The following is an 11368-nucleotide window of genomic DNA, read 5'->3' as shown; positions in this document are numbered from 1 at the left end:
CACGGCACCCACCCCGCCGCCGGTGTCCGCCGCCCTCGATGCCCGCTGCTACTACCAGCTGACGAACCTGTGGCGGGGCGAAGGCATGGCGTTGGACGTCTTCTCTGACGGCAAGGCCAACGTGCCCATGCTCGCCAGGGCGGGCTACGCCTCGGGGCAGCGGTGGAAGCTGACTCCGGAGGCCAACGGCTACTACCGGCTGACGACCCAGTGGCTTGGGACCAGCCTGTCCCTGGCCAGCACCGCCGGCAATCGCACCCTCCTCGTCGAATCGGCGGATGTTCCGGAGCAGCGATGGAAGCTGAATCCGGAGCCCAACGGCATCTACCGGCTGACGACCCAGGCGCAGGGAGACGCGCTGTCATTGGACCTCGTCAATGACAACAAGGCCAACAACATCCCCGCGCTCGACAAGACAGGCTGCAATGACTCGGGGCAACTCTGGAAGGTGACACCCATCGGTCCAGCCTTGGAGCCTGAAGTGACGGAATCGCCGTGAGCCCGGAATCGGCACGGCTTCACGCCAAGGATGGAAGACGATTCTGTCCGGGCCCGTCCCGCGCTTCTTGACAGCGTCGCTTGCACGCGGGGAACGTGCGCGCCCCAGCCCCAGCCCCCCTCTCCTGAAAGGTCCCGCGTGTCCGACTTCTCCGCCGCCCACCTCGCCACCCTGGGGCTGCTGCTGCTCTCCACGCCCCCGGCCCGCGCCCAGGCGACCGAGCCCCCCAGCGTCCAGCTCTCCGAGGAGGGCTACATCCTCTCCACCGCCGACAAGGCCTTCGTGCTGAAGATCCGCGGACAGCTCCAGGGAGACGGCCGCTTCTACGTGGCGGACTCGGACCGCAGCGGCACCAACACGTTCCTCATCCGGCGCCTGCGCCCCTTCCTGGACGGGACGCTGTTCGGCTTCGTGGACTTCCGGCTCATGCCGGACTTCGGCGTCGGCCAGCCGCTCATCCAGGACGCGTACATCGACCTGCGCCCCGTTGAATGGCTCCGCCTGCGCGCCGGCCGCTTCAAGACGCCCTTCGGGCTGGAGCTGCTCCAGGCCAACACGGACGTGCCCTTCATCGAACGCTCGCTCACCTTCGACCTGGTCCCCGTCCGCGACGAGGGCCTGCAGCTGCACGGCGACATCGCCGGGGGGCGCCTCTCCTATGCGTTCGCGGTGGTCAACGGCGCTCCCGACGGCGCCAGCATCGACGTCAACACCGACGACAGCTTCGACCTGGTGGCGCGCGTCTTCGCCCAGCCCTTCAAGGGCGACGCGGACTCCGCGCTCCAGGGCCTGGGCGTGGGCGTGGCCGTCTCCCGGGGCCTCCAGTTCGGCACGCCCTCCACCACTCCCGCCAACACGGCCCTGGTGCCCCAGCGCAGCACCGGCCAGGAGGTCATCTTCAGCTTCCTGAACAACGGGACCCCTGGAGGGACCGCCGTCGCGGACGGAGAGCACGTGCGCCTCTCACCGCAGGGCCACTTCTACTGGGGCCCGGTGGGGCTGCTCGCGGAGTACGTCCTGTCGTCACAGGAGGTGCGCACCGGTGACCGGCGCGCGCGCCTGCGCCACCACGCGTGGCAGGCGTATGCGTCCTACGTGCTGGGCGGGGACGCGTCCTTCACGGGCCCCAAGCCCCACCGCCCCTTCGACCCCAAGACGGGCAAGGGCGGCGCGCTGGAGATCTCCGCGCGCTACCAGGGCCTGGACATGGACGACGACGCGTTTCCCCGCTTCGCGGACCCCGCCCGCTCGGTGAGCCAGGCCCGGGGCTTCGGCGTCGCGACCGTCTTCGCCTTCAACCGGCGCGTGCGCTTCGCGTTGAACTACCACCACACGGACTTCGTGGGCGGCGCTCCGGAAGGTGACCGCGAGGCGGAGAACGTCGTGATGTCCCGCTTCCAGGTCGCGTTCTGAGACACGGAGCCTGCCGGGGTGTGAACGGCCCGGTATGATCCACCGCGAATTTTGACGACCTCGACTTCTTCAAGGAGGTCGCGGCGCACTGGGTGACCGAATACAAGATCGACGGCTGGCGCCTGGATCAGGCCCACCAGGTTCCGGTGCAGTACTGGGACGACCTGCGGAGCGCCGTCGCCACCGCCGCGGCGGACGTGAGCTACACGAACGCGGCGGGACAGAGCGTCCATCCGCTGGGCTACATGGTGGCGGAGATCTGGAGCGGGCCGGCGGACATCGCCAGCAAGGGCTACGGCACCACCGCGAGCCCCGCGCTGCTGTCCGCGTTCGACTTCCCCATGCGCTACAGCCTGGTGCAGACGCTGGCCGTCGAGGAGTCCGGCACGGGCAACCGTGGAGCGAACAACCTCCAGGCCGGGTATCAGAACCAGCTGGCCTATCCGGCCCACGCCATGCCGAACCTGATGCTGACCAACCACGACCTGGTCCGCTTCGGCGACCTGCTCCAGCGAGGCGGCCTGGCGGAGCCCGGGGACAACGCCTGGTGGGCGCGCCACAAGGCCGCCTTCAGCGTCATGGCCGGTTACAGCGGCCCCATCACCCTCTACTGCGGTGACGAGATCGGACAGGAGCTGCCGGGCTTCGCGGCCAGGGAGGACAACTCCACCTGCGCCGTCCGGGGCGTCTGCGACGACCACGTCTCCCGGACCTCCGCCATCGTGGAGGGGATCCCGACGACGGTGGGCGCCCCCGCCACGGTGCTCACGCCCGCGCAGGCGGACCTGAAGCACCACGTCGCGTCCCTGATGGCGCTGCGCGACGCCCACCCGGCGCTGGCGAATGGCAGCCGGACGCACATCTACTCGGATGACCACGTCTTCATCGACCGCAAGGACAAGGGCACGGACCACGTCCTGTATGTGTTGAACGCGAAGGCGGAGCCCGCGCTCATCACCGTGGCGGGGACGGCCGTGGGCAGCGCGGGGACGCTCGTCGCGCTGCTGGGCGGCGAGGACGTGGCCCTCTCGGGTGGGGACCACGCGATCGCGCTGAAGCCGTTCGAGGCCCGGTTCTTCGTCATCGCTTCGCCGACGGCGGAAGGGCCGCGGACAGGCCCCGGCGGCGGGCTCTCCGGTCAGGGACCGCTGGCCCGTTGCGACGCGCCGACGGTCGAGGGGACGGGCCCGCTCGGCAAGGAGCTGTTCATCCGGGGCAGCTACGTCGGTGGCGACAACTTCGGTGCGACGCCCGCCAGCCGCCGGTTCGCCTACAAGGGCGACAACATCTACCAGGTGGTGGTCAACGAGCCGGACGTCACCGCGTACACCTTCAAGTTCGCCAGCGCGGACTGGTCGAAGGAGCTCGCGGTGACGGGCGGGAATCCGGTGGTGATCGCGGCGGAGCAGTCCATGTCGATCGCCGCGGGGCCCGGCAAGGAGTCCTCCATCGCCATTCCGGAGGCCGGCAACTACGTGTTCAGCTTCCGCATCAACGCGGGCCTCGACGGCGGCGAGCTGATGGTGAGCAGGTGCCCGTGACGGGCTGACACGCCGGCAGGGCTCCCCATCCTCCGAGGCCTCTGTATGCTCGGAGGATGTCCATGTCCTTCCTGGTGTTGTTGGGGATCGCGGTGTTGGTGGGAGCCATCGTGGGGCTCTGGTGGCGCTCCACCCACGGCGAGCAGCCCCCGGCGCGGCCCATCGATTCAGCTCCGGAGGACGGGGAGAAGGTCCTCGCGGAGTTGATCCAGTCCGGGCAGATGATCAACGCCATCAAGCTCCACCGGACGCTCTACGGCAGTGGCTTGAAGGACGCGAAGGACGCCGTGGAGGCGATGCGGGACGGCCGGATGCCCGTGGGCCCTCCTGCGCGCCGTGAGGCATCCGATCCGGACGCCCACGCCGCCATGGAGCGTGCCGTTCGGGACAACAACCTCATCCAGGCCATCAAGTACCACCGGGCGATCTACGGCAGCGGCCTGAAGGAGGCGAAGGACGCCGTGGAGGCGATGCGGGCGGGCAGGGCGTCTCCGGAGCGACCGGAGGTGTCCGGCTCGGACCTGAGCGCCGACATCGAGCGCGCCATCTGGGACAACAACCTCATCCAGGCCATCAAGCTCTACCGCGACCAGCACGGCGTGGGCCTGAAGGAGGCCAAGGACGCGGTGGAGGAGATGCGCGCCGACCTGCTCCGGCGGCGGGGCTGAGACGCCGCCGGACGCGGGAGTCCTTCACGGCGCGCGGCCCGGCGTGAGCTTCCACAGGCGGCCGTTCGAGTCATCCGTGAGCAGGTAGAGCGCGCCGTCAGGCCCCTGGACCACCTCGCGGATGCGCGCGTTGCGCTCCGTGAGCAGGCGCTCCTCGCCGACCACGCGGTCGTCTTTCAATACCAGCCGCACCAGCGCCTGGCTGGACAGGCCGCCGATGAAGAAGTTCCCCTTCCACTCCGGGAAGAGCGACCCCGAGTAGATGGTGAGCCCCGACGGCGAGATGACCGGATCCCAATAATAGACAGGCTGCTCCATGCCGGCGGCCTGCGTCGTCTTGTGGATGGGCTCGCCGGAGTATTCCTCGCCATAGCCAATGGTGGGCCAGCCGTAGTCCTTGCCGGCCTCGGGACGGTTGAGTTCGTCACCGCCGCGCGGTCCCATCTCCACGATCCACAGCCGCTGCTGCGCGTCCAGGGCCGCGGAGAGGATGTTGCGGTGGCCGGAGGACCAGATCTCCGGCCGGGCGTCCTTCCTGCCCACGAAGGGATTGTCCTGGGGGATGGAGCCATCCGGGAGGATGCGGACCACCTTCCCGAAGTCGCTCTTGAGGTCCTGCGCCTGCACGCGGCCCGGGAGGATGGAGCGCTCACCGAGCGTGACGAAGAGCTTGCCGTCCGGCGTGAAGACGAGCCGTCCACCCGCGTGCAGCGTGGACTCGAGCGTGGGCTGCATGCGGAAGATGACCTGGAGCCCTTCGATGCGCGGCTTCGGGCCGTCCACCAGCTTCGCGCGCGCCACCGCGAGCCCGTTGCCGCCCTCGCGCGGCTCGTAATAGGTCCAGTAGATGAGCCCGCTCTTCGCGTAGTCGGGCCCCACCTCCACGTCGAGCAGCCCGCCCTGGCCCCGGCCATCCACCTTGGGGAGGCCCGCCACCGCCGGCGACTTCTTGCCCGCGGCGGTGACGATGTAGAGCGAGCCCGTGGGCTTCTCCGTGACGAGGAAGCGGCCATCCGGCAGGAACGCGATGGCCCACGGCTTGTTGAAGCCAGAGGCGATCTCCGTCACGACAAGCGGCGTGCGCGTCTTCACCGCCGGGGCGCGCGTCTGCTGCGGGAACGCGGGCTTGAACTCCGGGACGTTGGGGGGCGCGGTCTCCACGGGCGCGCCCTGGGGGATGTCGCCCTTCCGGGGCACGGACTGCTGACTCTCACCGCCACGCCCCGGGGCCAGGTTGCCTTCCTGCCGCGAGGGCGGCCGGGGCGTCTGGGCCTGTGCTCCGGGGACGGCGCTCAGCAGGAGGGAAGCGAGGAGGGGGGGAACGAGTCCATGGCGCATGGGGTGACTCTCCGCCGAGTCGCGCGTGCCGTCACCCGCCCACGGCCACGCGGCGCCCGCTCAGGTGCCTGGGTGAACAGTCGCGCCGCCGCCCACCGTGAAGTCGATGACCCGTTCCCACATCGCCTGGAACTGCGGCTCCTGGAAGTGGGAGCCGGAGGACAGCCAGCTGATGTACTCCGGCGGCTGGTCGAAGTGGCCCGCGACGTCCAGGTGGTCTCCGAGCGCGACGTGGATCACCTCGCCCCAGACCTGGGAGCGGCTGGGGACGATGCCGTCGCTCCGGGATTCGAAGTTCCGGCCCAGGACGTCCTGGAGGGCCTGGGACTGGGCCGCCGTGAACCCGGGCACCTGGAGCTCCCGGGACCGGGGCGCGCTCTTCGCGTACAGGAAGGCGAAGATTCCCTGGAGGAGCGCGTGGGGCGTGGGCAGCAGCGGCAGGCGCGGCCTGGGTGGCGGAGCGCCGGTGACGACGCAGCCGTAGCGCACGTCCTCCCGGTCCGGGGTGCGCGCGTTGAAGGCCCGCGTGCTGGCGGGCATGAGGTCGTGGATCAGCTCCTGGTGCTCGCCCACCTGGCTGAAGAACCGGATGAGCTCTTCGCGCTCCTGTTCGGAGAGGTCCGCGGTCAGCCGGAAGATCTGATTGAAGAGGGTGGGGGGAAGCTTCGCGTCTTCGCTGCGCAGGACGAGCCAGTAGCAGGCCTGGAGCACGGCGGTCCGCAGCGGCATGACCTTGCGGTGCAGGGTGAAGAAGGTGAAGAGCCACAGGTAGCGCAGCAGCGTCTTTCCGACGTGGCCCTCGTGGAAGAAGCTGGCCAGCGGGGTGCCGTAATGCGGCGTGGAGATGCTCACGACCGAGCGCACGCGCTTCACGAAGTCCGGGGCCTCCCGGGCCATGCGCGGAGAGACGACGCTGCGTGCATCCAGCCCGCCCGTGGAGTGTCCGACGAGGTGGAGCTGCGCGTCGTCCTCGTTCGCGGTCCGGGCCATCTCCCGGAACACGTCATGGGCCCGGGGCCCCAGCCCGGAGGTGGGGGAGGAGGCCAGGGGATGCACCCGCGCATCGATGCCGCGCTCCTTGAAGCGCTGCTCCAGCAACCGGGGGACGTTCTGGAAGTAGGCGATGCGCTCCGTTTCCTTGTCGCCCAGCTGGGTAAAGCCAAAGAAGCCGGGGACCAGATAGACGCGGTGCTGGGTGGCCATGCGGGCAAGCCTAGCGTGCGGAATACCCCCGGCGCCGGGGCCCGGGCCCAACGTGAAGTCCCGAACCCTTGCCCCGGACGGCAGGCCGAGCAAGCGGGCAGCTGCCGCGCGCAGGACTCCTGGCGGCGTGTCAGCGGGGGAGGGTATGAGGAGTGCCCATGAGCAACGAGAACACGCCGGCCGAACCCGAAGTGATGGAGCCCACGTTCTGGCGCAAGAACGGCTGGTCGGCCCGGGTCATCAAGAACGAGGAGGACGACGGCTGGGCCGTGGAGATCCGCAAGCAGGGGCTCTCCGAGCCTGCCCTCGTCAGCCCCTGGGTGATGGGCCGCGACAAGAAGAACCCCAAGCCCTTCGACGCGACGGCGTTCGCCACGTTCGTGAAGACGGCCTCGGAGGTCCTGGATCGCTCCGCCCGGCAGCGCGACCAGGCCCTGACCAAGAAGCTCTCCATCGCCTGGGAGGGCCGCTGGTACGAGGTCCGGCTGGAGCTCGTGCCGGATGAGTACGACCCCCACGCGCTGCTCTCGGCCATCGATGACGCGGGCGCGACCGTCGCCAAGCACCGCGCGCCGGTGAACTTCAAGTTCACCCGGGACGCCGCCAACGCATGGGTGCGCGGCGGCTTCCAGGAGCCCTGAGGCCTAGCAGGTCTTGTTGTACAGGGCGATGCAGTTGTCCTTGAACTGCTGCAGGCTGCACTTGCCGTTCTGCTGACAGGTCGCCCAGCCGTTGTAACGCGGGTCCCGACAGTACAGGAGCGTGACCCAGCAGCCGGCGCCCATCGCGGAGACGTCGCCGCTCGAATCGCCCATCGACGCCAGCGGCTCTTCCGAGCTCATGGGGCCGAAGTCCAGGTTGAGGCTCTGGCCGGACTCGGTCACCACCGTCTGCACGGAGTCGGGCGAGGACTCTTCCATCCCCGCGCCACAGCCCATGAGCGGAACCGCGGCCAGCATGAGTCCCAGGAGCAACTTCTTCATTGGTGTTCTTTCTCCCTCAGAGAATTCAAGAACGCTGAGGGGGCGTCGTCGTGTGGAGGGACAGCCTCCACACCCGGCATCCTAGAACAGAGTAAGAGCGAATATCTCTGTAAAACGAGAAATGTAAGACAGGACACATAAAGCCGTGCCGTCACCCGAGCGTGCGCAGCGTGTCCGCCGCCCGGCGCAGATCCTCCTCGAAGTGGATGCGCGCCTGGGCCCGCGCCCGCTCGTCCGGCATGCGCAGGAGCGCTGACGGATGGAAGGTCGCCATCCACGCCTTCGCCCAGTGCGTTTCGAAGATCTGCCCCCGGCTCAGGTTGATGCGGAATCCCGGCCCCAGGAACGCCTGCGCCGCCGTGGCCCCGAGGCAGAGGATCATGCCCGAGCCATCGAAGAGTTCCTGGGCGCTGACACGTCAACGCCACGTCAGTGACATGTCAGCCGGGATGTATCGGACGGTGCTCCCGGGGCACCCCGGTGCTCCCGGTCCTGGCACGGGCCCTGCTGTCTCACGCACGAACCCATCCAAGGATTCTGCGTGTCCACGTCCCACACCGCTTCCCAGCCCCTTCACCCAGAGACCTGGGGCCTGACGCGAGCCGAAGCCGGGCTGTGCCTGGAGGGAAGGCCGCTCGCGAGCCTGACGGAGCGCTGGGGGAGCCCGCTCTTCGTCGTCCATGGCGCCCGGCTCGCCGAGAACGTCCGGCGCTTCCAGCAGACGCCCGAGGGCCGGAGGCGGGGCGCCGAGATCTTCTATTCGTACAAGACCAACCCGATTCCCGCCGTGCTCCAGCGGCTGTCACAACTCGGGGTCGGCGCCGAGGTCGTCTCTCCGTATGAACTGTGGCTCGCCCAGCGGCTCGGGGTCGCGCCCGAGCGGATCATCTACAACGGCCCGGGCAAGACGCCGAGCGTGGCCCGCACGGTGGTCCAGAGCGAGCTGCTGCTCACCCACCTGAACCACCGTGAGGAGATCCCGATCGTCGCGGCGGCCGCCGCGGAGCTTGGCAAGCGCCCGCGGGTGGGGATTCGCGTGGCCACCTCGGACAGCTGGTCCGGCAAGTTCGGCATTCCGATCGCCGGAGGCCAGGCGCTGGCGGCCTACGAGGAGGCGATGATGCATTCCTCGCTGCGGGTCGTCGGGCTGCACGCGCACCGGGGCGTGGCCATCGAGGATGCCGGGACGCTGGAGCGCTTCGTTCAAGAGGTGCTGGAGTTCTGCGACACGCTGCACGCACGGCTCGGGCTCGAAGTGGAGATGCTCGACCTGGGTGGGAGCCTCGCGGTCCCGACGGTGCTGCCTCTGAACGACTCACCCGTGCCGCTCGAGGAGCGGGTCCGCCAGCGGCTCACGATTGAACGCTACCTGGCGCTGCTCATCGGCAGGGTCGAGTCCCACTTCCGTCGCGCCGGCCGTCCCGCGCCTCGCATCTTCCTGGAGCCCGGACGCGCGATGACCGGGAACACCCAGCTGCTGCTCTGCCAGGTCAGCAGCCTCAATGAGGCCGGAGCCGCGCCCGCGCACGCCATCCTGGATGCCGGCGAGAACATCGCCCACATCCTGCACCGCGAGTATCACGAGATCTTCCACGTCGAGCGGTGGGGAGAATCGCCCAGCGGGACGTACTCGCTCGACGGCCCCACCTGCAGCCCCATGGACCGCCTCCGGACGGAGATCGAGCTCCCCCGGCTCCGCGTGGGCGACACGCTCGCGGTCATGGACGCGGGGGCGTATCTGGTGTCCTTCTCGAATTCCTTCTGCTTCCCACAGCCCGGCATCGTGATCCTGGACGAGGGCCGCGCGACGCTCGCCCGTCGCGCGGAAACCTACGAAGACATGACCGCGCGCGACCCGCCGTGACGTCGGCCCCCGGTCGGGGCTAGCGTGGCTTCCGAATGGCCATGCCCCCCGTCCGCGTCTTCTGTCTTTGCCTGCTCGCGCTCTTCGCCTCCAGTTGCTCCAGCGACTCCTGCGAGGATTTGAAGTGCGTGGACAACCCACCCAATCCCTGCGGGTCCGCTCCGGATTGTGGCTGGCAGGGCCTGGGCTATGAACCGCTGGCCGTGCCCACCGCGCCCCGCACGGGTGAAATCGTCGCGGTGGGCGGCACCGTCCAGTCCCGCGCCTTCGCGCTCAAGGTGGACAAGGGCGTCATCCACACCTTCACCTGCACCGCGGAAGGCTTCGAGGCCTGTGAGGTGAAGTTCCTGGGCGCGGTGGGAGATGAGTCCGCGTTCATTGAACACGAGGGACGCACGACCCGCGTGCATTTCCGCGTGGTTGACGACCAGGGCGCCGCCGCCATCGTGACCGCGCTGCCCGCCGGGAGTACCGGCAGCTTCCGGTACTCGCTGACCCGGCGCGAGGACGACCACGGCGAGGACGTGGCCGGGGCTACGCTCCTCACGCCGGGCGCGCCTCCGGTCGAAGGGCTGTTGCAGGCCGGCCCGGATACGGACACGTTCGTCTTCGACGCGTCCGCGGGACACTTCGTCATCGTGCGGTGCCTGGGGGATTTCACGTCGGGGGGCAGCGACCGCCTCCAGGGGCCGGACGGACAGGAACTGCTCACCCCTGGATTCCTCACGCTCACGATCCGAGGCCGGAGGTTCTGGGTCAGGAACACCGGCAGGCATGCCTTCATCCTCAGGGGGTTCCAACCCACCGCCATTCCCTACACCTGCGGCGTGGAGGACCTGGGGCCGGATGACCACGGCGACTCGCCGGACACCGCGACCGTATTGCCTGAGGGCGCCAGCGTTGCGCTGAAGGGAATGCTCGAGCTCGAGTCCGACAAGGACGTGTTCTCCTTCTTCGCTCGGGCGGGCCATGCGTACGCGCTGCGCTGTGACACCCCGGCGCTCAATGCCTGCCGCGACGCCCGCGTCCTCACGCCACGGGGCGAGGTCCTGTATCCCCCGGTGGGCATTGACCGGGATGCCTGGCTCCAGGTGCGCGTGGAGGGCGATAGAGAGTGGGGCGCGTATGCGCTCACGCTCCTGGACCTGGGCGAGGACCAGGGTTCGGGCCCCCAGGACGCGGTGCACCTCGTTGGCGACGCGCCGCTCACGGGCTACCTCACCTATACCGGTGACGTGGACTTCTTCCGCTTCGATGCCCTGGCGGGACACGTCTACAGCCTGGAGGCGGACGGCGTCTCGGTGGAGGCCTTCCACCTCGCGGCGCCGGGCTCCAGCCTCACCCGGAACGACGTCGCGAAGGTGCACCACTTCATGGTGGACGCGGACGGCTCCGTCTTGCTGCGCGTCTCGGGGCCACGGGCGCAGTACGGGTTGGGCGTGCGGGACGTGGGGGTGGACGACCACGCGGGCACCGCCGCGAACGCGACCGACCTGGGCGGCGCACTGAGCGCCACGGGCGTGCTGAACACCTCCACCGACGTGGACTGGTTCGCGCTGACGCTGGACGCGCGCCCCCACGCGCTGAGCCGCACGTCGCTCGACACGAAGTTCGACCTCTTCGAGGCCGACGGCGTGACGCCCGTCCCCTGGGATGCGGCGTCCAGCGCCTGGGTGCCTCGCGCCGCGGGACGCCACCTGTTGCGGGCCGACATGTTCGGACGCTTCCAGGGCCCGGATGCCTACCGCGTTGAACTCCTTCCCCGCTGAAGCCCACGACCATGCGTGCCTTCTTCTCCCTCTGCTTGCTGACCGCCCTCCTGTCCGGCTGCGGCACGGACGAAGTCCCCCCTCCCACCC

General features: G+C 69.3%; 10 protein-coding genes and 1 pseudogene. 7 read left to right on the top strand and 4 right to left on the bottom strand.

Going from position 1 to position 11368, the window contains the following annotated elements:
- From D7X96_RS37315 to D7X96_RS37300, 4 genes and pseudogenes are all read left to right on the top strand, one after another.
- On the top strand, positions 1-499 hold a 499-nt coding region (locus D7X96_RS37315), incomplete at its 5' end, for an RICIN domain-containing protein (protein ID WP_147468503.1).
- A 138-nt stretch (positions 500-637) separates the two neighbouring features.
- The gene (locus D7X96_RS37310; RefSeq protein ID WP_121771869.1) at positions 638-1912 is read left to right on the top strand and encodes an OprO/OprP family phosphate-selective porin; all 1275 of its coding nucleotides are present in this window, start codon (positions 638-640) and stop codon (positions 1910-1912) included.
- A gap of 83 nt (positions 1913-1995) precedes the next feature.
- Positions 1996-3453, top strand: a pseudogene (locus tag D7X96_RS37305) (alpha-amylase family glycosyl hydrolase); the annotation flags it as partial.
- Between the two features lie 62 nt (positions 3454-3515).
- Positions 3516-4121 carry a ribosomal L7/L12 family protein gene (locus tag D7X96_RS37300; RefSeq protein ID WP_147468502.1) on the top strand — a complete coding sequence of 202 codons (606 nt, stop codon included), beginning with the start codon at positions 3516-3518 and terminating at the stop codon, positions 4119-4121.
- A gap of 24 nt (positions 4122-4145) precedes the next feature.
- On the opposite strand, the gene D7X96_RS37295 is transcribed toward D7X96_RS37300, so the two are convergent.
- Positions 4146-5459 carry a PQQ-dependent sugar dehydrogenase gene (locus D7X96_RS37295; protein ID WP_121724601.1) on the bottom strand — a complete coding sequence of 438 codons (1314 nt, stop codon included), beginning with the start codon at positions 5457-5459 and terminating at the stop codon, positions 4146-4148.
- Positions 5460-5519: 60 nt separating this feature from the next.
- On the bottom strand, positions 5520-6662 hold the full coding sequence (locus tag D7X96_RS37290) for an esterase/lipase family protein (RefSeq protein WP_121771867.1): 1143 nt from the start codon (positions 6660-6662) through the stop codon (positions 5520-5522).
- Positions 6663-6820: 158 nt separating this feature from the next.
- On the opposite strand from D7X96_RS37290, the gene D7X96_RS37285 reads away from it, so the two are divergent.
- Positions 6821-7303 (top strand): hypothetical protein, encoded by a 483-nt coding sequence (locus tag D7X96_RS37285; protein WP_121724600.1) that lies wholly within the window; start codon positions 6821-6823, stop codon positions 7301-7303.
- A gap of 3 nt (positions 7304-7306) precedes the next feature.
- Here D7X96_RS37285 and D7X96_RS37280 read toward each other — a convergent pair whose 3' ends face one another.
- Positions 7307-7645, bottom strand: a complete 339-nt coding sequence (locus D7X96_RS37280) for a hypothetical protein (protein ID WP_120552766.1) — start codon at positions 7643-7645, stop codon at positions 7307-7309.
- A 151-nt stretch (positions 7646-7796) separates the two neighbouring features.
- On the bottom strand, positions 7797-8027 hold the full coding sequence (locus tag D7X96_RS37275; RefSeq protein ID WP_208647436.1) for a uracil-DNA glycosylase family protein: 231 nt from the start codon (positions 8025-8027) through the stop codon (positions 7797-7799).
- Between the two features lie 159 nt (positions 8028-8186).
- On the opposite strand from D7X96_RS37275, the gene D7X96_RS37270 reads away from it, so the two are divergent.
- Both D7X96_RS37270 and D7X96_RS37265 read left to right on the top strand, forming a co-directional pair.
- Entirely contained in the window at positions 8187-9509 is a 1323-nt protein-coding gene (locus tag D7X96_RS37270) for a diaminopimelate decarboxylase family protein (RefSeq protein WP_244219858.1), read from the top strand.
- Between the two features lie 35 nt (positions 9510-9544).
- Positions 9545-11278, top strand: coding sequence for a hypothetical protein (locus D7X96_RS37265; RefSeq protein ID WP_147468501.1), 1734 nt, complete (start codon positions 9545-9547; stop codon positions 11276-11278).
- Positions 11279-11368: the final 90 nt, after the last annotated feature.

The sequence above is a fragment of the Corallococcus interemptor genome, assembly GCF_003668875.1.
Classification (GTDB): Bacteria; Myxococcota; Myxococcia; order Myxococcales; family Myxococcaceae; genus Corallococcus; species Corallococcus interemptor.
Note: the sequence above shows the minus strand (reverse complement) of the source record. Positions and strands in the feature narration are given on the sequence as shown.

Bases quoted from the DNA above. Each gene is read 5' to 3' on its own strand.
- D7X96_RS37300 (WP_147468502.1), top strand. From the start codon at position 3,516: ATGTCCTTCCTGGTGTTGTTGGGGATCGCGGTGTTGGTGGGAGCCATC.
- D7X96_RS37295 (WP_121724601.1), bottom strand. From the start codon at position 5,459: ATGCGCCATGGACTCGTTCCCCCCCTCCTCGCTTCCCTCCTGCTGAGC.
- D7X96_RS37290 (WP_121771867.1), bottom strand. From the start codon at position 6,662: ATGGCCACCCAGCACCGCGTCTATCTGGTCCCCGGCTTCTTTGGCTTT.
- D7X96_RS37285 (WP_121724600.1), top strand. From the start codon at position 6,821: ATGAGCAACGAGAACACGCCGGCCGAACCCGAAGTGATGGAGCCCACG.
- D7X96_RS37280 (WP_120552766.1), bottom strand. From the start codon at position 7,645: ATGAAGAAGTTGCTCCTGGGACTCATGCTGGCCGCGGTTCCGCTCATG.
- D7X96_RS37275 (WP_208647436.1), bottom strand. From the start codon at position 8,027: ATGATCCTCTGCCTCGGGGCCACGGCGGCGCAGGCGTTCCTGGGGCCG.
- D7X96_RS37265 (WP_147468501.1), top strand. From the start codon at position 9,545: ATGGCCATGCCCCCCGTCCGCGTCTTCTGTCTTTGCCTGCTCGCGCTC.